A 26,977-nucleotide genomic window follows, 5' to 3' on the forward strand; every position below is an offset into this window, starting at 1 on the left:
TTCGATCTGTGCAAAACCTACCCGAAATGTGCAGTTTGACCGCTTGTTGAACCATCAAAGAGTGCTCTATCTGGATTGAAACACCAGAGGAGTTCCCGATGTCACCTGAACAGAATTGCATCTTGCTCGGCGTCCCGCTGGACAGTGGCAAACGCCGCCGGGGCTGTTTGATGGGGCCGGATGCCTTCCGCACCGCCGGGTTGGAGCGCGCGCTGCGCGATCTGGGGCATCGCGTTGTGGACCGGGGCAATGTCGCCCCCGCGCCCTATCACGCGAAAGAGCATGAAAAACTGCACGCGCTGGAAGAGACCATCGCTTGGACCGAAAGCCTTGCCGCTGCCGCCGATGCGGCGATGGACGACGGGCTGCCGATCTTCATGGGCGGCGATCATGCGCTGGCGCTTGGCACCGTGCTGGGCGCGATGCGCCATGCCGAGAAGGCGGGCCGTCCGCTCTTCGTGCTCTGGCTCGACGCGCATACGGATTTCCACACGCCCCAGACCAGCGACAGCGGCAACCTGCACGGCACGCCCCTGGGCTATGTCACCGGACGCGAGGGGTTTGACGGCTTTCCCGAGGTGGCCAAGCCCCTGCCCCATGACAATATCGCGATGATCGGGCTGCGCTCGGTCGATGCTGCGGAACGCGCGGCCCTGCAAGAGACCACCGTGACTTACGTCGACATGCGCGAGATTGACGAGAGCGGCATTGCCAAACCCTTGCAGCGTTTTCTCGATAAAGTCGAAGCGGCGGGCGGCATGCTGCATGTCTCGCTCGACGTGGATTTCCTTGATCCTTCCGTCGCCCCGGCGGTCGGCACCACCGTGCCGGGCGGTGCCACCGTGCGCGAGGGCCATCTGGTGATGGAAATGCTGCATGACAGCGGGCTGATGACCTCGCTCGATCTGGTCGAGTTGAACCCCTTCCTCGACGAGCGTGGCCGCACCGCGCAATTGATGGTGGATCTGACCGCCTCGGCCTTTGGCCGCCGCGTCTTCGACCGTCCGACACGGGCCTACTGATGATGCAGGTTCAGGCACCGCAGGCGGTCGTGATGATCCGCCCGCATCATTTCCGCTCCAACCCCGAGACGCAGGCCGACAACGCCTTTCAGCGGGCCAGCACCGGTGATGTCGCCGAAGCCGCGCGGGCAGAGTTTGACACCGTCGTGGCCGCGCTGCGCGATCATGGCGTGACCGTGCATGATTTCGACGACACCAGCGATGAGACGCCCGATAGCGTCTTTCCGAACAACTGGTTCTCGACCCACGCGGGCGGCCATGTGGCGGTCTATCCGATGTATGCCGCAAACCGTCGGCGCGAACGCCGCTGGGACGTCATCGACCTGCTGAAGACTCGGTACCGGGTGCAGGATGTGATCGACTATTCCGGGCTGGAACATGACGGGCTGGCCTTGGAAGGCACGGGGGCGATGGTGCTCGATCATATCGGGCGGGTGGCCTATGTCGCCCGTTCACACCGGGCTGATCCGGTTCTGTTGGAGCGTTTTTGCACGCATTTCAACTTCGAGCCCATTGTCTTTGACGCCGCAGACGCCGAGGGCCGCCCGGTCTATCACACCAATGTGCTGATGGCCGTGGGCAGTCGCATCGCGCTGGTCGGGCTGGACATGATCACGGATGTCGCACGGCGGCAGATGGTGCAGGAGCGGCTTGAGGAAACGGGCCGCGACGTGATTGCGCTGAGCGAACATCAGATTGGTGAATTTGCCGGCAACGCCATTGAACTGACGGGCCATGACGGGCCGGTCTTGGCGCTTTCCGCCCGTGCACTGGCCGCGCTGACGCCCGACCAAATCCACCGGATCGAGGCGCAGGCCCGCATCCTGCCCCTGTCCATTCCCACAATCGAGACCGCAGGCGGGTCGATCCGGTGCATGATCGCCGGTCTTCACCTTGCCCGCCGCAATTAGAGGAAGCTGACCGATGACCAACCTCAAACCCTCCGACAAGGCGCTGGTGCCTTTTGTCTCCGTCGACCAGATGATGAAGCTCATTCACCATGTCGGCGTCGAAGAGATGCTGCGCGGGCTGGCCGAATATATCGAGGCCGATTTCAAACGCTGGGAGCTTTTCGACAAGACCCCGCGCGTGGCGAGCCACTCCGAGAAAGGCGTGATCGAGTTGATGCCCACCTCTGACGGCGATGTCTACGGTTTCAAATACGTCAACGGCCATCCCGACAACACCAAGACCGGCTTCCAGACCGTGACCGCCTTTGGCCTCTTGGCCAACGTCGCCAATGGCTACCCGGTGTTGCTGACCGAGATGACGATCCTCACCGCGCTGCGTACCGCGGCGACCTCGGCGGTGGTGGCGCGGCTGCTGGCGCCCAAGGGCAGCCATGTCATGGCGATGATCGGCAATGGCGCGCAGTCCGAGTTCCAGAGCCTTGCGATGAAGGCGATCTGCGGGGTCGATGAGGTGCGGCTCTATGACATTGACCGCGCGGCGACCGCGAAATGCGCGCGCAACCTTGAAGGTCATGGCATCAAGGTGGTCGAATGCGACACGGCCGAAGACGCGATCCTTGGCGCGCAGATCATCACCACCTGCACCGCTGACAAGCAATATGCCACCATCCTGACCGACAATATGGTCGGCTCTGGCGTGCATATCAACGCGATCGGCGGCGACTGTCCGGGCAAGACGGAACTGGCCCCGGCGATCCTGCACCGCTCGGACATCTTTGTGGAATATCCCGAACAGACGCGGATCGAGGGTGAGATTCAGCAGTTGGAGGCCGACCACGCGGTCACCGAGATCTGGCAGGTGCTGACCGGTCAGGCCAAGGGCCGCCGCGATGACCGTCAGATCACGCTTTTCGATTCCGTGGGTTTCGCGATCGAGGACTTTTCGGCCCTGCGCTACGTGCGTGACCAGATTGCCGAGACCGGGCTGTTCCAGCCGCTCGACCTGCTCGCGGACCCGGACGATCCGCGCGACCTTTTTGGCATGTTGCAACGCGCCGGGTAAGGCGCGGAGCCACCGGCTTTGGTCGGTGGCCTAGGCTTTGGTCACATCGTGGCCATAGAGCCAATCATAGGCGCCGAGCATCAGGCTCGGCGCCAGTTTCGACGCCAGCCGCAGCCCGCTATGGGCGGCGAAACGCAGCGGCCCGGGGGCCATGTGATAGCGCGCGGCATTGCCTTCCGAGGTTTTGACAATACGCCGCGCCCGGGTGATCCGCTTGGCCTGATAGGCCGCGAGGGCGGCGTCGCGCGGCTGGCGGCGCAGGCAATCGGCCAGGACCCAGGCATCCTCCAGCGCCATATTCGCGCCTTGCGCCAAGAACGGCAGCGTCGGATGCGCCGCATCGCCCAAAAGCGCCACGCCCTCGCCCTGCCAATTGGCCGCGACCGGGTGATGGTGCAGCCCCCAGAGGGTGACCTCCTTTACCGCCTCGATCATCTGCGCCGCCGCGCCGCCGAAACCTGCAAAGGCACGGCGCAGATGGGCGGGGTTGTCGGCATGGTGCCAGCCTTCGGCGGCCCAATCGCTGCGCTCTTCGACCGCCACGAGGTTGATCAAACGCCCGTCGCGCAGCGGGTAGCTGACCAGATGCCGCCCCGGCCCCATGGTCACCCGCGCCTCTGGCCCGTGGTCGATGTCATTGGGGATCAGCGCGCGCCAGGCGACCTGGCCCGAGAATGCGGCTTTGTCGGCGCCGTTCAACTGCACCCGCCCGACCGAATGGATGCCATCGGCGGAGACGACCAATTCCGCCCGCCGCCGCCCGCCGCTGGCCATCTGCACCTGCGGCAGAGCAGCGGGGTGCAGGCTGGCGACCTGGGCGCCGGTCTCGAAACTGACATTGGCCTCTTGCGCCGCCGCGCGCAGCAAATCGACCAGATCGGCGCGGTGGACGAAGTAATAGCGTTGCTCCGCCGCCAGCCGGGTCAGGTCCAGCCGGGCGACCTGCGCGCCTTGGGCATAGTCACAAAGATGCACCGCCTGCCCGCGCACCGCACCGCGGGCTTTCAACCCGGCCTCCAGCCCAAGCGCGCGCAGCACGGCGAGGCCATTGGGGCTGATCTGCAACCCGGCACCGATTTCGGAAAAGTCAGGCGCCTGTTCCAGCAGCGTCACCGCCACGCCCTGCCGCGCCAGCGCTGTGGCGCAGGCCAGACCGCCGATGCCACCGCCGACGACAATGGCATTGGACAGGCCGCTGCCGGGCCCGCCGGCCCGGCTCATCCGGCCCCCGGCGCGGCGGTTGCGCCTAAAAGAACGCCGGAGCAAAGGCCCCGGCGTTTGATCTTGTCAGACATTTCAGTCGTCCCGATGGACCTTCTCGCGCCGCTCGTGACGCTCCTGCGCCTCCAGCGTCATGGTGGCGATGGGCCGCGCATTGAGCCGTTTGAGCGAGATCGGATCGCCGGTCTTCATGCAATAGCCGAACTCCCCATCATCGATCCGGCGCAGCGCTGCGTCGATCTTGCCGACCAGCTTGCGGGCGCGGTCCCGGGTGCGCAGCTCAAGCGCGCGGTCGGTTTCCTCTGACGCGCGGTCGGTCACATCTGGAATGTTCCTCGTGCCGTCCTGCAAGGCTTCGATGGTGTCGCGGCTTCCTGCCAACAGCTCCGCTTTCCAGTTCAGCAGCTTGCGACGAAAGTATTCAAGCTGACGGTCATTCATGAATGGCTCGTCCTCAGCCGGACTGTAATCGTCCGGCAGGAAGATTTCCTGCTTCATTTGCTTTTCCCCGGCGGTTCTCAACTCAGACATTAAAAAGGCCTGTCTCCCGACATTGTCCCCTGCGGCTGCATCTATCTTAGCGGGTAACAATTGTCACTACACAAAGACTTTGATTTTTGGTTAAAGACCGTGGATCAAGCGCGCGTCACACGAGGTTGAAAAAACGATGAAATTCCAAGGCACCAAAGATTACGTGGCCACCGACGACCTGAAAATCGCGGTAAACGCTGCGGTTACGCTGGAACGGCCCCTGCTCGTTAAGGGTGAGCCCGGCACTGGCAAAACCGAATTGGCGCGGCAGGTCAGCGACGCCTTGGGGCTGCGCATGATTGAGTGGAACATCAAATCCACCACCCGCGCCCAGCAGGGCCTCTATGAATATGACGCCGTGAACCGGTTGCGCGACAGCCAATTGGGCGATGAGCGGGTGCATGATGTGAAGAACTACATCCGCAAGGGCAAGCTCTGGCAGGCCTTTGAGGCCGATGAAAAGGTCGTGCTGCTGATTGACGAGATCGACAAGGCCGACATCGAATTCCCCAACGACCTGTTGCAGGAACTCGATAAGATGGAATTCTTTGTCTATGAGACCGGCGAGACGATCCGGGCCAAACAGCGGCCCATCGTCATCATCACGTCGAACAATGAAAAAGAACTGCCGGATGCCTTTCTGCGCCGCTGCTTTTTCCACTACATCCAATTCCCCGGCATGGAGACGCTCAAGCAGATCGTCGAAGTGCATCACCCGGGCATCAAACAGCAGTTGCTGACCACCGCGCTGACGCAATTCTATGAGATCCGCGAGCAGCAGGGGCTGAAGAAAAAACCTTCGACCTCGGAAGTGCTGGACTGGCTGAAACTGCTCCTGGCCGAGGATATGGAGGCGGCGGATCTGGCCAAGGACGGGCCCAACGCCCTCCCGAAGCTGCATGGGGCGCTGTTGAAGAACGAGCAGGATGTGCATCTCTTCGAGCGGCTCGCCTTTATGGCGCGGCGTCAGCGGTAGCATCGCAACACCCCGGATGGTTTTGTCTCAAATGCGGGGAATTTGCCTCGCCTTTGACCTCTTGCCTGCCTAGGCTGATCTCAATGACGGGCAATAAGACCCGGAAGGCGATCACTGGGGCAGGCAGATGCAAGGACCGACAGCGGCAGACCCGCGTGCATTTTTTGGCGACACCGCTTTCTTTGCGCGGCGGGCAGGCGCATGAGGCGCAGCGCAAAGGCCCGACTGGTCCTGCCGATGATCATGCTGCTGAACGCCTGTGTGCCGGCGTCGCATTCCGAGGTGGCCAGCCGTGCGGTGATTGCAGACAGCACCCTGCCCCCGATGAAACAGTTCAGCAGCGCGCCCCCGGCCCCGCCGCAGCTGTCGAATACCGTGCTGGCGCAAGATTTCCTCGACCTCGCCTTTCGAATGGAAAGCGGCCGGACCCTGCCGGTGCTGACCCGTTTCGAAGGGCCGATCACCCTGCGGGTTGCGGGCAAGGCGCCCGCCACGCTGGCGCCGGACCTTGCCCGTCTGCTCGCGCGGTTGCGCCACGAGGCGGGGATCGAGCTGCGGCAGGTCACGGGAGAGCGCGCCAATATCACCATTCAGGCGATCAGCCGGAACCAGATCCAGAAGCTGCTGCCGCAGGCCGCCTGTTTCGTGGTGCCAAATGTCAGCACCCTTGCCGAATACCGCCGCACACGCCGCGCGCCCAGCACGGATTGGACGCGGCTGACCGAGCGGCGCAAACTCGCGATTTTTCTGCCCAATGACGTGAGCCCGCAGGAGACCCGCGACTGTCTGCATGAGGAACTGGCCCAGGCGCTCGGGCCGCTCAATGACCTCTACCGGCTGCCGGATTCGGTGTTCAATGACGACAATGTGCATACGGTGCTGACCGGTTTCGATATGCTGATCCTGCGCGCCTATTACGACCCGGCGCTGCGCTCCGGCATGACCCGCGAAGAGGCCGCCGCCGCCCTGCCCGAGGTCTTGGCCCGCCTTAACCCCGCAGGCGGTGCGGTGCGGATGCATCCCGCCCCCGCCACGCCGCAGGTCTGGGGCCGCGCGATCCAGACCGCCTTGGGCCGCGATGTAAGCCGCAGCACGCGCCTGGCGGCGGCGCAGGACGCGCTGCGCATCGCCCAGACCCAAGGCTGGCAAGACAACCGCCGTGCCTTTTCGCATTATGCCATGGGCCGGGTGATCCAGATGACCGATCCGGTGGCGGCGCAGAGCCATTACACGGCGGCGGACAGCTATTATGGCCTGAGCCCCAATACCGCATTGCACCGCACCTATGTCGCCACCCAACGCGCGGGCTATGCGGTGACCCGGGGTGACGGGGCGGCCGCTCTGGCGGTGATCGAGCCGCATCTTGCCAGCGCCGAGGCGGGCGAAAACGCGGCACTTCTCGCCACCCTCCTGCTGCTCAAGGCCGAAGCCTTGCAGATCGAAGGCCGCGACCATGCGGCGCGCCGGGTCAGGCTGGACAGCATCGGCTGGGCGCGATACGGCTTTGGCCCTGACTGGGCCGTGCGGGCCAAGCTGCGCGAGATTGCGTCGCTCAACCCGCATCGGGGATCGGCCAGCAATTTAGGCGGGTAAGAGACTATGATAGCAATCGGATTGGCACTGCTCGGCGCGGTGATCGGCGGGATGACCGCCCGCAAACGCGGCGGCAACCGCAAGGACATCGCGCAATATGCAACGGGCTACGGCATGGCCTTTCTCGTCGTCGGCATGATCGCCACGGTCATGCTGGACCGTATGCTGAGCCTCTGATGTTTCTGCCGTTCTTCGATCAGCTGCGCCGCCATGGTGTGCCGGTCTCCCTGCGCGAGTTTCTGGCCTTTCTGGAGGGGATGAAGACGGGTCTCGCGACCTATGACGTGGAGGCGTTCTACTACCTCGCCCGTGTCGCGATGGTCAAAGACGAGCGCAATATCGACAAGTTCGACCGCGCCTTTGCCGCCACCTTCAAGGGGTTGGAGAACATCAGTCTGGATGATGTGCTCGACGCGGTGGACCTGCCCGAAGACTGGCTGCGCAAGATGGCCGAGAAACATCTGAGCGCAGAGGAAAAGGCCGAGATCGAAGCCATGGGCGGTTTCGACAAGCTGATGGAAACGCTGAAGAAACGGCTTGAGGAACAAAAGGAGCGCCATCAGGGCGGCTCCAAATGGGTCGGCACGGCGGGCACCTCGCCCTTTGGCGCTTATGGCTACAACCCCGAGGGCGTCCGCATCGGGCAGAAGGAAAGCCGCCACCAGCGTGCGGTCAAGGTCTGGGACAAGCGCGAGTTTCGCAATCTTGATGACAACGTCGAGATCGGCACCCGCAACATCAAACTGGCACTGAAACGCCTGCGCCGCTGGGCGCGGGATGGCGCGGCCGAAGAGCTCGACCTCAATGGCACGATCCGGGCGACGGCGGAACATGGCTATCTCGACGTGAAAACCCGGCCCGAGCGGCACAATGCGGTGAAGGTGCTCTTGTTTCTCGACGTCGGCGGCTCGATGGACCCGCATATCAAGGTGGTGGAGGAACTTTTCAGCGCCGCGCGGGGCGAGTTCAAACATCTTGAGCATTTCTATTTCCACAACTGTCTTTACGAAGGCGTCTGGCGCGACAACCGCCGCCGCTGGGACGCGCAGATCCCCACCCATGAGGTGCTGCGCAGCTATGGCTCTGATTACAAATGCATCTTCGTCGGCGATGCCTCCATGTCGCCCTATGAAATCGCCTATCCGGGCGGCGCCAATGAACATTGGAACGCAGAGGCCGGTTCCACATGGCTGGCCCGGGCGCGGGATCAATGGCCAAGCAACCTCTGGATCAACCCGGTGCCGGAACGGCAATGGGGCTACACCCAGTCGATCGCCATGATCCAGGAGATTTTCGGCCCCGAGAAGATGGTGCCGATGACGCTGGAAGGCTTGAGCCGGGGCATCAAGGCGATGACGCGCTGAGCCCCCTTCCTTGACAGGTTGCTGCCTCGCGCCACCTCAGGGGGCGAAGCCAAGCAATGTGAAAGGAACCATCATGTCCCCCATCATCAAATCCGGCAGCGCCAAATGGGAAGGCGGGCTCAAAGACGGCAATGGCCATGTCTCGACCGAGAGCGGCGTGTTGTCGGACCAGCCCTACGGCTTTAACACCCGCTTTGAAGGCAAGGACGGCACCAACCCCGAAGAGCTGATCGGTGCGGCCCATGCGTCTTGCTTTTCCATGGCCCTGTCGATGATCCTTGGCGAAAGCGACCTAACGCCCGACAGTATCGAGACCAAGGCCGAGGTGCATCTGGAGCAGAAAGACGGCGGTTTCCATGTGCCGAAAGTGCATCTGACGGTCGAGGCGAAAATCCCCGGCGCATCGCAGGAGGATTTCGACAAAGCCGCCAAGACCGCCAAGGAGAACTGCCCGATCTCGAAACTGCTGACCGCCGAGATCACGATGGACGCCAAACTCGTCTGATCGGCGCAAATAGAACCGCGGTGCAGGCCCTGGCCGCTTGCCCCCGGTCCCCCCGCTCCCCATATTGAACGCATGATCCGTGTGCTCCCCATCCTTCTGGCCATCCTCTATGCGCTGGCGATGTACCGCTTTTCCGCCTGGCGTACGGCGCGGGAGCTGGATGCGAAGTCGACCCCCTTGGTTGATCCGAAGCTCAATGAGATCAGCGCCCGCATGGCCCGCGCGCTCGACCTGCCGCGGATCAAAGTGCATCTTTACGAGATCGAGCCGGTGAACGGGCTGGCCGCACCAGATGGGCGGATTTTCATCACCCGGGGTTTCTATAACAAGTTCCGCCAAGGCGCTGTAACGGCTGAGGAATTGGCCAGCGTCATCGCCCATGAACTGGGCCATGTGGCGCTTGGCCATTCCCGCCGGCGGATGATTGATTTCTCTGGTCAGAACGCCTTGCGCACCGTGCTGGCGATGGTGCTGGGGCGGTTTATTCCCGGCATCGGCGTCTGGATCGCCAGCGGGCTGACCAGCCTGCTCGCCGCGCGGCTGTCACGCAATGACGAATATGAGGCCGACGCCTATGCCGCCGCGCTGCTTACCAAGGCGGGGATCGGCATTGGCCCGCAGATTTCGCTGTTCGAGAAGCTGGACGCGCTGAGCCAATCGGGGGGCAACCGGCCGCCGGCCTGGCTGCTGAGCCACCCCAAGACGGAAGAGCGGATCGACAAGCTGCGCCAGATGCAGCTGCGGTGGGACGGCTGAGAGCTAGGCCAACGCCTTGGCGAGACGCGGCAGACGGGCCTTCTTGAGCAGGGCGCGCATCTGCCAATCCTCCCCCGACAGCCGCCGTGCCTCTTGCAAGACCGCGTCGGCCACGGGGGTTACCCGTTCCGGCGTCGCCTGCCAGATCCCCTGCAGATAGCTGTCGGGATCGGCGCGGCTCAGCCCCTCTTCGGCAAGGATCTGGCGCGGGAAATCCTTGGCATTCAGCGTCAGGATCATATCGGCGCTGCTGGCCACGGCGACGGCCAGCACATGGATGTCATTCGCATCCGGCAGCCAGAGCCGCGCGTGCAGCCCCGGCGCCGCCGCGCGTTCGGCGCCCGGCCATTTGCCGCGCAGAAGGGCAATCTCGCCCCGCGCCTGAGCTTCGCCCGCGGGGCCAAGCTTGACCGCCGCGCGGGCCCATTCTTCCAGAATACGCGCCGACCAGATCGGCTCAAACGCGCCCGTTGCCGCCACGCCCAGCACCATCGCGCGCATGACGGTCGGATAGAGCACGCAGGTGTCGATCAATACCCGGGGGCGCGTCATCTAGAGGCGGAAGAACAGCGATTTGAGATAGCCGCTTTCCGCAAGCTGCGGCAGCTGCGGATGGTCCGGTCCGGCAAAGCCGGTGTGCAGCAAGATCGCCCGCCGCCCGGCCCGGCCAATGCCGCGCACAGAGGTGGTGCGGAAATGGCTCAGGTCCGCCGCATGGGAGCAGGAGCAAAGCCCCAGAATGCCGTTTTCCGCCACCAATTGCGCCGAGAGACGGGCCACCCGCTCATAGGCGCGCAGCCCCGCGTCCACCGCTTGGCGCGAGGGGGCAAAGGCGGGCGGGTCGCAGATCACCACGTCAAAACTCTCGCCCTCATTGCGCAGGGCGGTCAGCACCTCGAATGCATCGCCCTGGCGGGTGGCGAAACGGTCTTGCATGTTCATCGCCGCCGCCCCCGCTTCGGCCAGTTCCAGCGCGGCGGCAGAGCCGTCGACGGCCAGAGCGGAGGAGGCTCCACCGGCCAAAGCGGCCAGAGAGAAGCCGCCAACATGAGAAAAGACATCCAGCACCCGCGCGCCGTTGCGGGCAAGGTTCGCAGCAAAGGCGTGGTTGGGGCGCTGGTCATAGAACAGGCCGGTTTTCTGCCCGCCGGTAAGGTCGGCCATATAGATGGCGCCGTTCATCGGCACGGGCAGCGGGTCTTCGGGCATGTCCCCGACAAGCGTGGCGGAGGCATCATCGAGCCCTTCAAGCTTTCGGGTCCGGCCAGAGGCGTTTTTCAGCACGTTCGTCACGCCCGTCACCGATTGCAGCGCGGCCACCAGTTCGTCGAGCAGCCTATCGGCCCAGGCGGCATTGGGCTGGATCACACAGGTATCGCCGAAACGGTCGATGATGACACCCGGCAGGCCATCGGCTTCGGCGTGGACCAGACGGTAATAGGGTTGATCGTAGAGCTGGCTGCGCAGGGCCAGAGCGCGGGCGATATGGGTTTCAAACCACGCCTGATTGACCTCGGCATTGGGGTCTTGGTCGATCATCCGGGCGATGATCTTGGAGGCGGCGTTGACCGCGACCAGCCCCATCGGCCTGCGCTCGGCATCCTCCAGCAGCGCCAGCGTGCCGGGGGCCAGCCCCCGGGTGCGGCGGTCGGTCACCAGTTCATTGGCATAGACCCAAGGAAAGCCGTGGCGAATGGCGCGGACGTTTGCTTTCGGCAAAAGGCGCACCACCGGCAGGGAGGCAGGTTGCGGGGCGGGCTGTGAGGCGGAGGGCGTTTGTGGCGTTGTCATAGCATCTTTCGTACCGGGTTCGGGCGCGTTGCGAAAGGTCTTTCGCGCCGCCTGATGCGGTGTCAGTTGCGCGGACGGCTGCGCCATCCCCCCCGGCGGCGCGGGGCGGTGAGCGTGGTCTGCCCGTCGCGCAGCACCTGGGTCATCGGATGATCGGGCGCCACCGCCTCATAGCGGGTCAACAAACGCGACAGAGCCTGCGTGCTGTCATGTTCCAGCGCAAGGCTCAGCGCCCAGTCGAGGAAAATGCTGCGGCATTCCGCAGGACCGATGCCATCGATCCGGTAGGATTCGTAGATCAGGCGTTTCGGGTCGTCGGGGTCTTTCCGGGTCATTCCGCGTCCTTTGCGGGAAGCACTGGCAGCGCTTTTGTAATTATCGTCGCGGCGGCCTCATAGGCCGATTGCAGTTGCGACTCCAGCCGGGCCAGATCCTCGCAGCCCATAACGCGGCAGAGAAACTGCGCCCCCGCCTGCCCCATCGTCTCGGCGTCCAGCTTCTTCGCGGTCAAAAGCCGGGCGGCGCAGATCAGGGTAAAGGCGCTTGTGTAGGTGGCCGAGAGCGTCGCCTCCTCTGACGGGTCGATGATGCCTTCGGCGCGCGCCGCTGCGAGGCCCGCGTCGATCTCGCGCGCGCCGGTGCCGCCGATGAGCGCGCCGGCCTGGGCGAAAAGCTCGATGTCCTGCAGGCGCCCGGCCCCCGTCTTGGCATCAAGCGGCCCGGCCGGGCTGCGGGCCGCGGCGATGCGCTCGCGCATCCGGGCCACCTCGCCAAGCACCTTCGCGCGCGGGGCCGCTTGGCCGAGCACGTCCTGGCGTACCGCTTCGACATCGCGGGACAGTTCCGCCGGCCCGACGATCACCTGCGCGCGGGTCAGCGCGAGATGCTCCCAGACCCAGGCCTGTTCTTTCTGGTAGCTTTCAAAACTGGCAAGGCTGGTGGCCACCGGGCCTTGGTTGCCCGATGGCCGCAGCCGCATGTCGATGTCATAAAGCTTGCCCTGCGACATCGGCGCGGTCATCGCGGTGATCATCGCCTGCGTCAGCCGCGCGTAATAGCTGCGCGTCGCCAGCGGTTTGCGCCCCTCGGAGCTTTCCACCCCATCGGCATCATAGATCACCAGCATGTCGAGATCCGAGGTCGGCGTCAGCCGCCCTGCCCCGAGCGAGCCCATGCCAAGGATCACCGCCCCGCGCCCCGGCGGCGGCCCGTGACGGCTGGCGAATTGATCGACCACCACGGGCCAAAGCGCTTGCAAGACAGCGCGGGCCAGTTCGGCGTATTGCACAGAGGCCGTGGCCGCATCGATCAGCCCGCGCAGCAGATGCACCCCGATGCGAAAATGCCATTCGCGCGCCCAGCGGCGGGTGCCATCAAGGCGCAGCTCATAGTCGGCTTCCTGCGCGAGATGGGCATGGAGCATTTCGGTCAGCCTGTCCTGCCCCGGCCAGTCGGAAAAGAAATCGCCGCCGATCACCGCGTCAAAGACGCCGGAATTCTGCGACAGATGCACCGCCAGCGCAGGCGATGTGGCGACGATATCGACCAGCAGATCGCCCAGTTGCGGATTGGCCCGCAGCAGCGAGAAAAACTGCACCCCGGCGGGCAGACCGGCCAGAAAACCGTCAAAGGCCAAAAGCCCCTCATCGGGTTTCGCCGATTGCGCCAGACGGTCGAGCAGCAGCGGCTTTAGCCGGCCAAAGATATCCGCCCCCCGTTCGGAGCGCAGCGCGGGGTAGCTGGGCCAGCGGTCCAGCACGGAGGTGTCAAAGGCATGGTCGGTCGAGGCACTCTGCGGCTCTTCGCGGCTGGCGGCGAAAAAGCTCTCGATCAGATCATGGACCGCCTGCAACCGACGGTGCAGATCGTCCTTCAGCGCTTGGGTATCCATGTCCATCATACAGGCGAGGCGCTCGAAATCGGTCTCGCTGCGCGGCAGGGCATGGGTCTGGGCATCCTGCACCATCTGAAGCCGATGCTCCACCGTGCGATGCGCGCGGTAGTGATCGCCGAGCGTCTCCGCTGCTTCAGGCGAAATCCAGTTCTTCGCGGCCAGCACCTCAAGCCCGCTGAGCGTGCCCCGGCTGCGCAGATCAGGGTCGCGGCCCCCGGCGATAAGCTGGCGGGTCTGGGTGAAAAACTCGATCTCGCGGATGCCGCCGCGGCCCAGTTTCATATCATGCCCCGGCAGGGTGATCGGCCCGCCCAGCCCCTTGTGCTCCCGGATCGCCAGCCGCATGTCATGGGCGTCTTGAATGGCGGCGAAATCCAGATGACGGCGCCAGACAAAGGGGCGCATTGTTTGCAAGAACGCCTCCCCCGCTGCGGTATCGCCCACCGCCGGGCGGGCCTTGATATAGGCCGCGCGCTCCCATGTGCGGCCCAGACTTTCATAATAGCGCTCGGCGGCCTCCATCGCGATGCAGACGGGGGTGACCGCCGGATCGGGGCGCAGACGCAGGTCGGTGCGAAAGACATAGCCGTCGGCGGTGATGTCACTGAGCGTGCCGCTCATCGCGCGGGTGGCTTTGATAAAGGCGCTGCGCGCGGCGTGGAAATCATCCGGGGCGAAACGGGTCTCGTCAAAGAGGCAAATGAGGTCGATATCGGAGGAATAGTTCAACTCCCGCGCGCCCATCTTGCCCATGGCGAAAACCACCATGCCCGCGCAATCGGCCAGATCATCCATGCTCATGCCGGGCAGTTTGCCGCGTTTGATCTGGGCCGCCAGTCCCGCGCGCAGGGCGGCACCGCAGGCGGCATCGGCATAGTCGGTGAGCGCCCCGGTGACCTCCTCCAGCGTCCATGCGCCGCCGAGATCGGCCAGCGCTGTCATCAGGGCCATGCGGCGTTTGCCCTGCCGCAGCCCCTTGGCGAGCGCCTCCGGCGCGCATGTCGCCGCTGCTTCGCAATTGGCGCGCAGGGCGGCTTCGGGATTGGCCACGGCCTCTGCCAGCCAATCGGCTTCTTTCTCAAGCAGCGCCATCAGATAGGGCGCGGTGGAGGCGGCGGCGGAGACCAGATCGCGCAGCTCGGGCGCGAGGTCAGGGACCAGAGCGGCCGCGTCGTCCGCGCGTTCACGGTGGTAGATGCGGGGGCAGCGGGTGATCCGGGCGGCAAGCGATGGGTCTGTCATGGGGCCAGCTTTGCGGGCTGATCCACATGGCGTCAATGGGGGTTGCGGCAGGGTCTGCGCTTGGTAGGACTTTGGCCGGTGAAGGTGCCCCTGTGGCGCGACAGAAAGAGGCATAAGATGAGCAAGAGTTTGAAACGGGTCCGCGCGACGCTGGAAGCCGCCGGGGTCACCCCCGATATCCGCGAGACAGCACTGGCGCGCACAGCGCAGGATGCGGCGGAGGCGCTTGGCTGCGAGGTCAATCAGATCGCGAAATCCATTGTGCTGCGGGGGGAGGACAGCGGCGCGGCGGTCTTGTTCATCACCGCCGGGGCGCGGCAGGTCGATCTGGACCATGCGGCGGCTTTGGCCGGGGAGGCTCTGGGCAAGGCCGATGCCGCTTTGATCCGCGCCCAGACCGGGTTCGCGATCGGCGGGGTCGCACCGCTCGGCCATCTGACCCCGCCTCGCGCCTGGTTTGACCGGCAGTTGCTGTCCTTTCCGCTCGTCTGGGCCGCCGCCGGCACGCCGCATCATGTTTTCAGCCTTGCCCCGGCAGAAATGGCGCGACTTTCGCAGGCGCAACTGGCTGATTTCACTCGGCCTTCTTGACCAATGTAAAAAACATTCACATAGACCCTTGCGAAACCGGCCCGGCGTGCCGATCTATTCAATGTGAAAGACATTCACATCATTCGAAACGCCCGGGCCGGCGAGTGGCCCGCCACGACCGAAAGGCTCAACCATATGACAACTGTAACCACAGACCCGACATTTGGCGCCCGCAACAACTGGTTCGCGCGCGCCGAGACTTGGATGGACGCGCGCGGCAAAGGCGCATGGATCGCTGCCATGGTGCTCGGCTTCATCTTCTTCTGGCCTGCGGGCCTCGCCCTTTTGGCCTATATGATCTGGAGCAAACGCATGTTCTCATCTAAATCCTGCACCAAGAAATCCAGCGGCATGATGATGTCGCGCAGCACCGGCAATAAGGCGTTCGACGCCTATAAGGCCGACACCCTGCGGCGGCTCGAAGAAGAGCAGAGCAACTTTGAAGCCTTCCTTGAGCGGCTGCGCGAAGCCAAGGACAAAGCGGAGTTCGACCAGTTCATGGACGAACGTGCCACCCGCGACGACGGCGCCACAAACGCCTAATCTCCCCCCTGCCCCCCGGTCCGCCGGGGGGCGTTTTCAGGACCGAATATGACCTATAGCCACGCCCCCGCGACCCCGGACCCCGACCTGCATCCGCAGTTCTACACAGGCATCCCCTTCAAGCGGTTTCTGGCTTGGATCGTGGATGTGCTGCTGGTGTTTCTGTTCTGTGTCCTGGTCCTGCCCTTCACGGCCTTTACCGGCCTGTTTTTCTTTCCCTTCATGATGCTGGTGGTTGGCTTTGCCTACCGGGTCGCCACGCTGACCAACGGGTCGGCCACCTGGGGCATGCGGCTGATGGGGATGGAACTGCGCGACCGCCGCGACCAGCCTTTTGATTTCGCCACAGCGCTGCTGCATACGATCGGCTACTCCCTGTCGATGACGGTCGCGCCGCTGCAACTGGTCTCGGTCGTTCTGGTCTGCACCACCGCCCGCTGCCAAAGCCTGACAGATATGGTGCTGGCGAGCGCTCCGGTGAACTGCCGCCTGAACCGATAGGCGCCGGAACTTTGCTCTTGGCGTAGTGAAGGGGGGTTGGTAGCATTCGCGCGACAAATGCCCGGAATCCCATGCGACATACACTGCCTCTGACACCGCAATTCTATGTCACAGCCCCGCAGCCCTGCCCCTATCTTGAGGGGCGGATGGAGCGGAAGCTGTTTACCGCTTTGCAGGGCGAGAATGCCGCGCGGCTGAACGACAGCCTGTCGAGCCAGGGTTTCCGCCGCTCGCAGAACGTCCTCTACCGCCCGTCCTGCACCGATTGCGCCGCCTGTCTCTCGGCCCGGATCGATGTCGCGGCCTTTCGCCCCGGCAAGAGCCAGCGCCGGATTCTGAAACGCAATGCAGGGCTGGAACGCCGCGCCACCTCGCCCTGGGCCACGGAAGAGCAATACGACCTGTTCCGCGCCTATCTCGACAGCCGCCATGCGGATGGCGGCATGGCCGATATGGATGTGTTCGAATTTGCCGCGATGATCGAAGAAACCCCGATCCGCAGCCGGGTGATCGAATATACCGACCCCGAGGCGCAGAACGCGCTCGTTGGCGTCTGCCTGACAGATGTGCTCGGTGACGGGGTGAGCATGGTCTATTCCTTCTACAGCCCGGACCGCCCGCGCAACGGGTTGGGCAATTACATGATCCTCGACCATATCGAAATCGCCCGCGCCGCGGGGCTGCCCTATGTCTATCTGGGCTATTGGGTCCCCGGCAGCGCCAAGATGGGATATAAGGCCAAGTTCTCGGGGCTCGAAGTCTATATGGGCGGGACCTGGCAAAAGCTCCGCGACGCTGAACGCTTTGTGCCGGATCAGCATCCGCTCAGCACCGATCCGATTGCAGAGCAGGTGGCGAATATCAACCTGCCCGATGTGTCTACCGGCCCGCACCGTTAAAGCCTTGGTTTTGCGATGTTTTCCGCGCTTCACATGGGCCGTCGCAGGTCATGGCAGCCCCGCCCGAGCATCTAAAAACTGCCGCAAACCCTAAAATTCTTGCCGGATATGTCGCGCACCGACGCGCCCGCGCAACAAAAGTTCACTCAAGCGCCCCTCGCGCATCACTTTTTCACCCTTTCCCTGTTGACCCTCCCCCATCTGGCACCTAATCTCCCCCCACGCTGAAAGGACCCAGACATGACAGAGCTAGTCATTATTGTAGGACACATGCGCATGGGCCGGTAACGGTAAACCATAATCCTTCCCATGCGCCCCCGTCAGACCGGGGGTTTTTTTATGCCAAACGCCAATAACCTGCCTTACGGAGCACCCAAGATGAAACGCCAGATGACCGGAGCGAAAATGATCGTCCAAGCCCTGATTGATCAGGGTGTGGACACCGTCTTTGGATATCCCGGTGGCGCGGTGCTACCGATCTATGATGAGGTCTTTCAGCAGAACTCGATCAAACATGTGCTGGTGCGCCATGAGCAAGGGGCGGTCCACGCCGCCGAAGGCTATGCCCGCTCCACCGGGAAACCCGGTGTTGTGCTGGTCACCTCCGGCCCCGGGGCCACCAATGCGGTGACCGGGCTGACCGATGCGCTTTTGGATTCGATCCCGCTGGTGGTGCTGACCGGCCAGGTGCCAACCTTCATGATCGGCTCAGACGCCTTTCAGGAGGCCGACACCGTGGGCATCACCCGCCCCTGCACCAAGCATAATTGGCTGGTGAAAGAGACCGACAACCTTGGCCCGGTGCTGCACGAAGCCTTTCATGTCGCCACCCATGGTCGCCCCGGCCCGGTGTTGATCGACATCCCGAAAGACGTGCAATTCGCCACCGGCCATTACGAGTCGCCCAAACCCTCGACCTCGCGCTATCAGCCGCAGGTCAAGGGCGACATGGCCGAGATCACCGAGCTGGTCGCCGCGATGGAGACGGCGAAACGCCCGATCTTCTACACCGGCGGCGGCGTCATCAACTCCGGCCCCGCGGCCAGCCAGCTGCTGCGCGAATTGGTGGATGCGACAGGCTTTCCCATCACCTCGACCCTGATGGGCCTTGGCGCCTACCCGGCTTCGGGCGACAAATGGCTCGGCATGTTGGGGATGCACGGGCTTTATGAAGCCAATATGGCGATGCATGACTGCGATCTGATGATCAACATCGGCGCGCGGTTCGACGACCGGATCACCGGGGTGATCGACAGTTTCAGCCCGAAATCCACCAAGGCGCATATCGACATTGATCCCTCCTCGATCAACAAGGTGATCCGCATCGACATCCCGATCGTCGGCGATGTGGCCCATGTGCTCGAAGATCTGCTGAAGGTCTGGAAATCGCGCGGCCGCAAGACCAACAGCGAGGCGGTCGCCAAATGGTGGCAGCAGATCGAGGAATGGCGCGCCAAGGATTGCCTGAAGTTCAACCAGTCCGGCAAGGTGATCAAACCCCAGCACGCGCTGACGCGGCTTGAAGCGCTGACCAAAGGGCATGACCGCTATATCACCACCGAGGTCGGCCAGCATCAGATGTGGGCCGCGCAATATCTCGGCTTTGAGGAACCGAACCGCTGGATGACCTCGGGTGGCCTCGGCACCATGGGCTACGGTTTCCCCGCCTCCATCGGCGTGCAGATGGCGCATCCCGAGGCGCTGGTGATCAATGTGGCGGGCGAAGCCTCCTGGCTGATGAACATGCAGGAGATGGGGACGGCGATGCAATTCGGCCTGCCGGTGAAACAATTCATCCTCAACAACGAGCGTCTTGGCATGGTGCGCCAGTGGCAAGAGTTGCTGCACGGCGAGCGCTATTCGCAAAGCTGGTCCGAAGCCTTGCCCGATTTCGTGAAACTGGCCGAAGCCTTTGGCGCCAAAGGCATTGTCTGCTCGGACCCCGATGATCTGGACGATGCGATCATGGAGATGATCAACCACGACGGGCCGGTGATCTTTGACTGTCTGGTCGAAAAGCACGAGAACTGCTTCCCGATGATCCCCAGCGGCAAAGCGCATAATGAGATGCTCTTGCCCGGAGACCATGAGACCCAAGGCGTGATCGATTCCAAAGGATCGGTGCTGGTGTGATGCGTTTTCTTTCAGAGAAAACGGGGCGGAATTTTCTGAAAAATTCCGGCAAAGGATGAGAAGGACAACGACATGGCAGCATTGAAGATCAAGAAAGGCGCGACCTCCCATTCCGCCTATAACCTACGGCCCAATTTTTCGGATGTGATCGAAAAGCACACGCTTGCGGTTCTGGTCGAGAACGAACCGGGCGCTCTGGCGCGGGTGATCGGCCTGTTTTCCGGGCGCGGCTATAACATCGACAGTCTGACGGTGGCCGAAGTGGACCACACCGGGCATCTAAGCCGCATCACCATCGTGACCAGCGGCACGCCGCAGGTGATTGAGCAGATCAAAGCGCAGGTCGGTCGGATCGTGCCGGTGCATGAGGTGCATGACCTCACGGTCGAGGGCGCCAGCGTGGAGCGGGAACTGGCGATGTTCAAGGTCGCCGGCAAGGGCGAACAGCGTGTCGAAGCCCTGCGTCTGGCGGATATCTTCCGGGCCAATGTGGTCGACAGCACGCTGGAAAGCTTTGTCTTCGAGATCACCGGCGCGCCGGAAAAAATCGACGCTTTCGCCGAGCTTATGCGGCCGCTGGGTCTTGTGGAAGTCGCGCGCACCGGCGTGGCTGCCTTGGCGCGCGGGGTCTAACCCCCGCGCCTTCTCAGGCTTTCAAAGCTGACGAAGCAGGCCGCGCCGCCACCCGGCGCGGCGTGAATTGAATGATCTCCGCGCTGCTCGGGGCGGCATCCCGCGGTGCTGTTGCCATGCCCCTCCGATGCCGCCCCGCTTGCTGTCGCAGCGCGTCGGGAAGGGCGGCGCCCGCCTTTTCTTGCAGCAGGCGCGGATTGTCCGCGATCCGCAGCCGCCGGTGCACCGAAATATCGAATTGCACCATATCCCCTGTATCAAATAGACAGACGTTCTGACCTTTTAAGGTCGTTGTTTCGTAATATGCCAGGTCGCCTTGGTCTTCGCACCAAAAGACGGCCTTGCCAGCGTCGTTGTCGCTCCACAGAACTACACCAATCATGAGTACACCCCGCGTCCGCTTTAATCCCTTTACTTTGCAGCAATAATTCTCCGAGCGACACGCGCTATCGCGTACCGGCCGCTTGCAATTTGTGTCGATATCTCTAGGATCAGACACAAATCCGGTCGCCATCTGACGCAGGTTAGCGTCAGTGCAATAAAGGTTCTTGGTTTTCGCGCCGGACCGGCCCAAACTCCCGGTCAAGTTGAACGAGGCCACCATGACTCCCCCTATGCGATCTCCAGCAGAACTCCGCAGCATGTTTGGTGCCAATCTGCGCAAGCTTGCCGAAGACTATGTCTCTATTTCTGACCTATCGCGGCAATTGGGGATCAACCGCACGCAGTTTAACCGCTATCTCGCTGGCGAAAGCTTCCCCCGCCCGGATGTCCTGGCGCGTATCTGTCATTTCTTCGGCGTCGACGCGCGGGTTCTGCTTGAACCTGTGAGCCAGATCAGCGGCGGTCCGGACCCGATCAACAACAGTTTCCTGCGCGACTTCCTCGGCACCGGGGTGCGCAATGTGCCCGAAGCGGATTTCCCGAGCGGGTTCTACCGTTTTGCGCGCCATTCCTTTCTGGAGCGGGAGAAATTCGTGACCGGTGTCGTTCACATCCAGCGCCAGGGCGAGAATACGTTCCTGCGGGGGTTCGAGCACGCCAAATCCCTGCGGCTTCAGGGGCTGCCCACCGGCCCGCGCGCGCGGGAGTATCGCGGGATCGTGTCGCGGCAGGAAAACGGTGTGACGATGGTGGTCACACGGCGCAATGCGCTGACCGGCTCGTTCAACTACCTGACCCGCGTGGCCTCTTTCCAGAACAATTTCTGGGTTGGCTATGTCACCCGCACGGCGCCCGAAAGCAGCGCGGGCATCCGGGTCACCCGGCTGACTTATGAGCATCTGGGCCATGAGCTTGCCGTGGTCCTGCCCGCGGCGCGGGAGGCAGGCTTTGCCGATAGGGACAGTCTTGCGCCCTATCATCGGCAATTGCTGCAACCCGACGCCCCTTTTGTCTGATCCGCGTCAGAGCTTGGGCGGAAAAGCCTGCGGCAGCCCCGTCGCGCGGTGCCAGTCTTCGGCCAGTTGCAAAAGCCGCGCATCACTGCCGCGTTTGCCGATCAGTTGCAGCCCAAGCGGCAGGCCGCGCGCATCAAAGCCTGCGGGGATATTCACCACCGGCAGGCCGATCAAACTGGCCGGCACCACCACTTGCATCCAGCGGTGATAGCTGTCCATCGCGCTGCCATTGATCTCGGTCGGGTGAACCGCGCCCACGTCAAAAGGCCAGACCTGTGCGGAGGGCAGCACCAGAACATCGACGGTCTCAAATGCCTGCATCGCCGCGCGGAACCAGTTTGAGCGGATGCTGCTGGCGCGCTGGATATCAGTGGCAGAGAAGCCCTGCCCCCGCGCCACCTCCCATTGTGCCGCAGGTTTCAAATGTTCACGCCGCGCCGGATCGTCATAGATCGCGCCCAGCGACGCGGCGACGGCAAAGGAGCGCAGGGTGGTCCAGCTCTCCCACATCGCATCCGCGTCGAAAGGCGGCGCCATGGGCGCGACCGCATGGCCCAGCTCCGCCATCTGCTGCAACGCCGCTTCGCTCAGCTCAATGATCCCCGGCGCACAGGGAAAGGCGCCGTCCCAATCGCCGAGCCAGCCGATCCTCTGTTTCGGCAGGTCTCCGGTGAGGCCAGTGGCACAATCCGCCCACTCGGCGCTCAGCGGCAAACGCGGATCGGCGCCGCGCTTCACGTCACGGAGCGCGGCCAGATCGCGCGGGCTGCGCGCCATCGGCCCCAAAGTCGAGAGTTGATGCAAGAACAGATCCCCCGCCGGATCCCCCGGCACCGTTCCCCAGGTGGGCCGCATGCCGTAGACATTGTTCCACCCGGCCGGATTGCGCAGCGAGCCCATCATGTCGGAGCCATCGGCCAGACAAAGCATCCGCGCCGCCAGCGCCGCCGCCGCTCCGCCGGAGGACCCGCCCGCCGAACGGTCAAGATCATAGGGGTTATGGGTCGCCCCATGCACCGGGTTGAACGTATGGCTGCCGAGCCCGAACTCCGGGGTATTGGTCTTGCCGATAATCAGCGCCCCCGCCGCCCGCAGACGCGCCACCGCAATGTCATCCTGCTGCGCAATCCGCCCGGCAAAAAGCGGCGAGCCCTGCGAGGTCGGCAACCCTTTGGCGTGGGCCAAATCCTTGATCGCCATCGGGATACCATGCAGCCAGCCCTGCCGCGGCGCCGCATCTGCCGCCCGCGCTTCGGCCAGCAAATCATCGGCGTCCCGCAGCGAGACCACCGCATTGACCGCGCCATTGACCGCCTCAATCCGCGCCAATGTCGCCTGCATCACCTCGACAGCCGAAAGCCGCCCCGCCGCCAATGCGCCGGACAGTTCAACCGCGTCCCATTCCAGAAATTCCACAATGCCCCCCTCTTCTTGGCCAGAAATACTTCGGGGGGTCCGGGGGGCTGACCCCCGGATCATCGTCAACCGCGACCGACGGTCTGACGTCAATCGCCCTGCGCTTCGGCCCGGCTCTTGCCCGATACCGCCAAGGCCAGCGTGGCCCCCATCAAACCGTCCAGATCCCCGTCGAGCACGCCTTTGGTGTCCGAGGTCTCGTAATTCGTGCGCAGGTCTTTCACCATCTGGTAGGGCTGCAAGACATAGGACCGGATCTGATTGCCCCAGCCCGCATCGCCCGCGTTTTCATGCGCTTCGTTGACCAGCGCGGAGCGTTTGTCCAACTCCATCTGATACAGCCGCGATTTCAGGGCTTTCATCGCAATGTCCCGGTTCTGGTGCTGCGACTTTTCCGAAGAGGTCACGACGATCCCGGTGGGGTGGTGGGTGATCCGCACCGCCGAGTCGGTGGTGTTCACGTGCTGACCGCCCGCGCCCGAGGAGCGGTAGGTGTCGACGCGAATGTCGGCGGGGTTCACTTCGATCTCGATATTGTCATCCACCACCGGATAGACCTTCACGGAGGTGAAGGACGTGTGCCGTTTGGCGGCGGAATCAAAGGGCGAAATCCGCACCAGGCGATGCACGCCGCTCTCGGACTTCAGCCAGCCATAGGCGTTATGTCCGGCGATCTTATAGGTGGCGGATTTGATCCCCGCCTCTTCGCCCGGGCTCTCGGCCTGAAGCTCGACCTTATAGCCCTTCTTCTCGGCCCAGCGGACATACATCCGCGCCAGCATGCTGGCCCAGTCGCAGCTTTCGGTGCCGCCTGCGCCGGAGTTGATCTCAAGGAAGGTGTCGTTGCTGTCCGCCTCGCCGTTCAAGAGGGCTTCGAGCTCTTTCTGCGCCGCCTTCTCGGCCAGCGCCTTCAGCGCGGCCTCGGCGTCAGAGATGACCTCTTCGTCCTCTTCCATCTCGCCCAATTCGATCAGTTCGAGATTGTCGGCCAGTTCCTGTTTGATGCTCTCATAGGTCTCCATGGCATCGACCAGCGACTGCCGCTCGCGCATCAGCTTCTGCGCGGCCTCGGGGTTGTCCCAGAGGTTCGGGTCCTCGACACGGGCGTTGAACTCTTCCAGCCGGTAGGGCGCGGTCTCCACATCTAATCGCTGAGCCAGCAATTCCAGCGATTTGCTGATCTGGTCTGCGGTATTCTGTGCTTCTGCGCGCATCTGTGCCTGCCTTTGATAAGTATAGCGGCCCCGAAAACCGGGGCCGCATGAGAGATAGACCAGCGCGCCAGTGGCGACAAGTGGGGCGGCGGAAGGAACCGCCTGCTGGTGTTAGTACAGACCGCCCGAGCTCAGCGTGCCGAAGCTCGCCTTTGGCCCCACGGTGGCTTTCTTGCCGGTCGAGGTTGTGACCTGACGGCCGGAACTGGCGTTCGAGCCGCCAAGCTCTTCGACCAGCGGCAAGTCGGCTCCCATGGCAAAGCCGCCATCAAAGGAGATCCCAAAAAGCGGCTCTTCGCCATCGCGGAAACATTCGGACACCACATTGCCGCCCGTTGCGCTGTCGCTCAGCCGCGCGCCGGAATAGCGGTCGATCTTGATAAAGCGGCATTGTTCGGGAACCTTGAATTCACCGCCGCCGTATTTCTGGATCGCCTCCGACATGAAGCTCTGGAACACCGGCGCACAAAGCCGCCCGCCGCCGGCCCCCCGGCCCATCGGGCGCGGCGTGTCATAACCGATGTAGCAGCCCGCCACGACATTCGATGAAAAGCCCACGAACCAGGCGTCTTTCTCATCGTTGGTGGTGCCGGTCTTGCCTGCGATCGGCACCGGCAGGTCAATCGCCCGGCGCGCCGTGCCACGTTCCACAACGCCGCGCATCATGGAGGTCAGCTGATAGGCGGTGACCGGGTCCATCACGCGGTCCCGGTTCGAAATGACCTTGGGCGCCTGGCCCGGCGCGAGGTTGATCTGTTCGCAATCGTAGCATTTGCGCTCATCATGCTGATAGACCGTGCGGCCATAGCGGTCCTGCACCCGGTCGACCAAGGTCGGCTGCACCCGCTCACCGCCATTGGCGAACATCGCATAGGCCGAAACCATCTGATACAGCGTGGTTTCCTGACTGCCGAGCGCATTGGACAGCAAGGGCGCCAGATCGTCGTAGACGCCGAAACGCTCGGCATAGCTGCCGACCACATCCATGCCGACTTCCTGCGCCAGACGAATGGTCATCAGGTTGCGCGACTGTTCGATCCCGGTGCGCAGGGGCGTCGGGCCATAGAACTTATGCGAGGCGTTCTGCGGCCGCCAGACGCCCTGCGGGGTGTTGATCTCGATCGGCGCGTCGACCACGATGGTAGCCGGGCTATAGCCGCTATCGAGCGCCGAGGCATAGACGAAGGGCTTAAAGCTCGACCCCGGCTGGCGTTTGGCCTGTGTTGCCCGGTTGAACACGCTGGCCTGGTAAGAGAACCCGCCCTGCATTGCGATCACGCGGCCCGTATGCACGTCCATCGCAACAAAGCCGCCCTGCACTTCCGGCACCTGCCGCAGGGTCCAGCGGATGAAAGAGCCGTCGCTGTCGGAGGTCATGCGGCGCACCAGCACCACCTCGCCCACATCGAGCAGATCACCGGCGACCTTGGCCTTGGGGCCAAGCTTGCCGTCATCCAGCCGTTTGCGCGCCCATTGCACGTCCTTGGCCGGAATCCAGTGCCCGTCTTCGTCATTCTCGACACCTTCGATGCCGATCCGCGCGTCACTGCTGCCGACTTCGAGCACCACCGCCGGATACCACTGGTTTTCCTGATCAATGTCCCGCGGCACCCGCAAATCGGCAAGGGCCGCGCGCCATTGCTCTTCCGTGGCAAGCTCGGCCTCGGGGATTTCAAACCGGGTGCCGCGCCAGATGCCGCGCCCGCGGTCATATTGCTCCAACTGGCGGCGCAGCGCATTGGCGGCGATGGGCTGCATCTCATTGTCGATGGTGGCGCGCACCGTCAGACCACCGGTAAAAAACTCCCCCTCGCCGAAATCTTCGCTGAGCTGGCGGCGGATTTCATCGGTGAAATAGTCGCGTGGCGGCAGTTCGGCCTTGAAGCTCTCGAAATCGCCGTTCTGGACCGAGCGCAGTGGCAAGGCCACCTCATGGTCATAGACCGCTTCCGAGATATAGCCGTTTTCCTTCATCTCGCGCAGGACGAAGTTGCGGCGCGACAGCAGCCGTTCCTTGCGGCGCACCGGGTGATAATCCGAGGGCGCTTTCGGCAAGGAGGCGAGGAAGGCCGCCTCATGCGGGGCCAGCTCGCTGAGGGTCTTGTTGAAATAGGTCTGGCTGGCCGCGGCCACCCCATAGGAGTTCTGGCCGAGGAAGATCTCGTTGAGATAAAGCTCAAGGATTTTCTCTTTGCTCAGCGTTTCCTCAAGCCGCGAGGCGAGGATGATTTCCTTGATCTTACGCTCCGCCCGGCGGTCGCCCGACAAGAGGAAGTTCTTCATCACCTGCTGGGTAATGGTCGAGGCGCCGCGCACATCGCGCCCGCGCGATTTCACCGCATCCACCGCCGCCGCCCCGATGCCGCGCAGGTCATAGCCCTCATGGGTGTAGAAGTTCTTGTCCTCGGCCGAGATGAACGCCTGTTTCACCAGATCGGGGATCGTCTCCGCCGGGGTGAAAAGCCGCCGTTCCTTGGCAAATTCGTCGATCAACCGCCCCTGACCCGAATAAATCCGGCTGATCGTCGGCGGCGTATATTGCGCCAGGGATTCATGGCTGGGCAGGTCGCGGCCATACATCCAGAACACCGCACCGATGGTCAAAGCCACCATGCCGACGCTCAGGGTGATGGTGGTAAAGATACCGCCGAAAAAGGACAGGATAAAACGAAACACGCGCGCGGACCACCATTGGCTAGGGAATGCCTTCAGCCTATACAGGATGCGCTGCGCGGGGTCAAAACACATGGCCGCCAGCGGGGGGCGAATTACCGCCCA

26 protein-coding genes are annotated in these 26,977 nt (G+C 63.4%); 16 read left to right on the plus strand and 10 right to left on the minus strand.

Annotated elements, in window-relative coordinates; genetic code table 11:
* Window positions 1-98: 98 nt before the first annotated feature.
* Genes rocF through AB4M76_RS11190 form a run of 3 tightly spaced genes read left to right on the plus strand, consistent with a single transcriptional unit; the run spans window position 99 to window position 2,996 of the window.
* Window positions 99-1,022: an arginase gene (gene rocF, locus AB4M76_RS11180; RefSeq protein ID WP_368441929.1), complete on the plus strand. Its 924-nt coding sequence runs from the start codon at window positions 99-101 to the stop codon at window positions 1,020-1,022.
* Complete coding sequence (gene ctlX, locus AB4M76_RS11185; RefSeq protein ID WP_368441931.1) at window positions 1,022-1,933, plus strand: citrulline utilization hydrolase CtlX; 912 nt, start codon at window positions 1,022-1,024, stop codon at window positions 1,931-1,933. The genes rocF and ctlX overlap by 1 nt, the downstream gene beginning before the upstream one ends.
* 13 nt (window positions 1,934-1,946) lie before the next feature.
* Window positions 1,947-2,996 carry an ornithine cyclodeaminase gene (locus AB4M76_RS11190; RefSeq protein ID WP_368441933.1) on the plus strand — a complete coding sequence of 350 codons (1,050 nt, stop codon included), beginning with the start codon at window positions 1,947-1,949 and terminating at the stop codon, window positions 2,994-2,996.
* Between the two features lie 30 nt (window positions 2,997-3,026).
* Here the strand turns inward: AB4M76_RS11190 and AB4M76_RS11195 are convergent, their stop codons facing one another.
* Together AB4M76_RS11195 and dksA are read right to left on the minus strand one after the other, a co-directional pair.
* Window positions 3,027-4,217 (minus strand): FAD-dependent monooxygenase, encoded by a 1,191-nt coding sequence (locus AB4M76_RS11195; RefSeq protein ID WP_368441934.1) that lies wholly within the window; start codon window positions 4,215-4,217, stop codon window positions 3,027-3,029.
* A 75-nt stretch (window positions 4,218-4,292) separates the two neighbouring features.
* Window positions 4,293-4,715 (minus strand): RNA polymerase-binding protein DksA, encoded by a 423-nt coding sequence (dksA, locus tag AB4M76_RS11200; protein WP_368441936.1) that lies wholly within the window; start codon window positions 4,713-4,715, stop codon window positions 4,293-4,295.
* A 169-nt stretch (window positions 4,716-4,884) separates the two neighbouring features.
* On the opposite strand from dksA, the gene AB4M76_RS11205 reads away from it, so the two are divergent.
* The 6 genes from AB4M76_RS11205 (at window position 4,885) to AB4M76_RS11230 (ending at window position 9,942) form a co-directional block, all read left to right on the plus strand.
* Window positions 4,885-5,724 carry an AAA family ATPase gene (locus AB4M76_RS11205; RefSeq protein WP_368441937.1) on the plus strand — a complete coding sequence of 280 codons (840 nt, stop codon included), beginning with the start codon at window positions 4,885-4,887 and terminating at the stop codon, window positions 5,722-5,724.
* 201 nt (window positions 5,725-5,925) lie between these two features.
* The gene (locus tag AB4M76_RS11210; protein ID WP_368441938.1) at window positions 5,926-7,317 is read left to right on the plus strand and encodes a DUF2927 domain-containing protein; all 1,392 of its coding nucleotides are present in this window, start codon (window positions 5,926-5,928) and stop codon (window positions 7,315-7,317) included.
* A 6-nt stretch (window positions 7,318-7,323) separates the two neighbouring features.
* Window positions 7,324-7,494, plus strand: coding sequence for an apolipoprotein acyltransferase (locus AB4M76_RS11215; RefSeq protein ID WP_368441939.1), 171 nt, complete (start codon window positions 7,324-7,326; stop codon window positions 7,492-7,494).
* Entirely contained in the window at window positions 7,494-8,681 is a 1,188-nt protein-coding gene (locus AB4M76_RS11220; RefSeq protein WP_368441940.1) for a VWA domain-containing protein, read from the plus strand. Before AB4M76_RS11215 ends, AB4M76_RS11220 begins: the two co-directional genes overlap by 1 nt.
* A 73-nt stretch (window positions 8,682-8,754) precedes the next feature.
* Window positions 8,755-9,186, plus strand: coding sequence for an OsmC family protein (locus AB4M76_RS11225; RefSeq protein ID WP_368441941.1), 432 nt, complete (start codon window positions 8,755-8,757; stop codon window positions 9,184-9,186).
* A 72-nt stretch (window positions 9,187-9,258) separates the two neighbouring features.
* A complete protein-coding gene (locus tag AB4M76_RS11230) occupies window positions 9,259-9,942 on the plus strand; it encodes a M48 family metalloprotease (protein ID WP_368441942.1) in 684 nt (227 codons plus the stop codon).
* A 3-nt stretch (window positions 9,943-9,945) separates the two neighbouring features.
* Here AB4M76_RS11230 and AB4M76_RS11235 read toward each other — a convergent pair whose 3' ends face one another.
* The 4 genes from AB4M76_RS11235 to AB4M76_RS11250 form a co-directional block, all read right to left on the minus strand.
* Window positions 9,946-10,494 carry an RSP_2648 family PIN domain-containing protein gene (locus AB4M76_RS11235; RefSeq protein ID WP_368441943.1) on the minus strand — a complete coding sequence of 183 codons (549 nt, stop codon included), beginning with the start codon at window positions 10,492-10,494 and terminating at the stop codon, window positions 9,946-9,948.
* Window positions 10,495-11,733, minus strand: a complete 1,239-nt coding sequence (locus AB4M76_RS11240; RefSeq protein WP_368441944.1) for an RSP_2647 family RNA methyltransferase — start codon at window positions 11,731-11,733, stop codon at window positions 10,495-10,497. It lies immediately after the preceding gene.
* 62 nt (window positions 11,734-11,795) lie between these two features.
* On the minus strand, window positions 11,796-12,068 hold the full coding sequence (locus AB4M76_RS11245) for a hypothetical protein (protein WP_368441945.1): 273 nt from the start codon (window positions 12,066-12,068) through the stop codon (window positions 11,796-11,798).
* Window positions 12,065-14,869, minus strand: coding sequence for a glutamine-synthetase adenylyltransferase (locus AB4M76_RS11250; protein WP_368441946.1), 2,805 nt, complete (start codon window positions 14,867-14,869; stop codon window positions 12,065-12,067). The genes AB4M76_RS11245 and AB4M76_RS11250 overlap by 4 nt, the downstream gene beginning before the upstream one ends.
* Window positions 14,870-14,986: 117 nt before the next feature.
* Here AB4M76_RS11250 and AB4M76_RS11255 point away from each other — a divergent pair, with 117 nt between their 5' ends.
* The 6 genes from AB4M76_RS11255 to ilvN all read left to right on the plus strand — a co-directional run bounded on the left by AB4M76_RS11255 (window position 14,987) and on the right by ilvN (window position 20,169).
* Complete coding sequence (locus tag AB4M76_RS11255; RefSeq protein WP_368441947.1) at window positions 14,987-15,460, plus strand: YbaK/EbsC family protein; 474 nt, start codon at window positions 14,987-14,989, stop codon at window positions 15,458-15,460.
* Between the two features lie 135 nt (window positions 15,461-15,595).
* Entirely contained in the window at window positions 15,596-16,003 is a 408-nt protein-coding gene (locus tag AB4M76_RS11260; protein ID WP_368441948.1) for a DUF2852 domain-containing protein, read from the plus strand.
* A 48-nt stretch (window positions 16,004-16,051) separates the two neighbouring features.
* A complete protein-coding gene (locus tag AB4M76_RS11265) occupies window positions 16,052-16,504 on the plus strand; it encodes an RDD family protein (RefSeq protein ID WP_368441949.1) in 453 nt (150 codons plus the stop codon).
* A gap of 71 nt (window positions 16,505-16,575) precedes the next feature.
* Window positions 16,576-17,403 (plus strand): arginyltransferase, encoded by an 828-nt coding sequence (locus tag AB4M76_RS11270; protein WP_368441950.1) that lies wholly within the window; start codon window positions 16,576-16,578, stop codon window positions 17,401-17,403.
* A 378-nt stretch (window positions 17,404-17,781) separates the two neighbouring features.
* The gene (locus AB4M76_RS11275; protein WP_368441951.1) at window positions 17,782-19,536 is read left to right on the plus strand and encodes an acetolactate synthase 3 large subunit; all 1,755 of its coding nucleotides are present in this window, start codon (window positions 17,782-17,784) and stop codon (window positions 19,534-19,536) included.
* 72 nt (window positions 19,537-19,608) lie between these two features.
* The gene (ilvN, locus tag AB4M76_RS11280; RefSeq protein ID WP_368441952.1) at window positions 19,609-20,169 is read left to right on the plus strand and encodes an acetolactate synthase small subunit; all 561 of its coding nucleotides are present in this window, start codon (window positions 19,609-19,611) and stop codon (window positions 20,167-20,169) included.
* A 13-nt stretch (window positions 20,170-20,182) separates the two neighbouring features.
* On the opposite strand, the gene AB4M76_RS11285 is transcribed toward ilvN, so the two are convergent.
* A complete protein-coding gene (locus AB4M76_RS11285) occupies window positions 20,183-20,551 on the minus strand; it encodes a hypothetical protein (RefSeq protein WP_368441953.1) in 369 nt (122 codons plus the stop codon).
* A gap of 259 nt (window positions 20,552-20,810) precedes the next feature.
* Here AB4M76_RS11285 and AB4M76_RS11290 point away from each other — a divergent pair, with 259 nt between their 5' ends.
* Entirely contained in the window at window positions 20,811-21,569 is a 759-nt protein-coding gene (locus AB4M76_RS11290) for a helix-turn-helix transcriptional regulator (protein ID WP_368441954.1), read from the plus strand.
* Window positions 21,570-21,575: 6 nt separating this feature from the next.
* On the opposite strand, the gene AB4M76_RS11295 is transcribed toward AB4M76_RS11290, so the two are convergent.
* From AB4M76_RS11295 to AB4M76_RS11305, 3 genes are all read right to left on the minus strand, one after another.
* Window positions 21,576-22,985 carry an amidase gene (locus tag AB4M76_RS11295; protein WP_368441955.1) on the minus strand — a complete coding sequence of 470 codons (1,410 nt, stop codon included), beginning with the start codon at window positions 22,983-22,985 and terminating at the stop codon, window positions 21,576-21,578.
* A gap of 89 nt (window positions 22,986-23,074) precedes the next feature.
* Window positions 23,075-24,199, minus strand: coding sequence for a peptide chain release factor 2 (gene prfB / locus AB4M76_RS11300; RefSeq protein WP_368441956.1), 1,125 nt, complete (start codon window positions 24,197-24,199; stop codon window positions 23,075-23,077).
* A gap of 111 nt (window positions 24,200-24,310) precedes the next feature.
* Window positions 24,311-26,875, minus strand: coding sequence for a penicillin-binding protein 1A (locus AB4M76_RS11305; protein WP_368441957.1), 2,565 nt, complete (start codon window positions 26,873-26,875; stop codon window positions 24,311-24,313).
* Window positions 26,876-26,977 lie beyond the last annotated feature (102 nt).

Source organism: Sulfitobacter sp. PS-8MA (assembly GCF_040933935.1).
Taxonomy (GTDB): domain Bacteria; phylum Pseudomonadota; class Alphaproteobacteria; order Rhodobacterales; family Rhodobacteraceae; genus Sulfitobacter.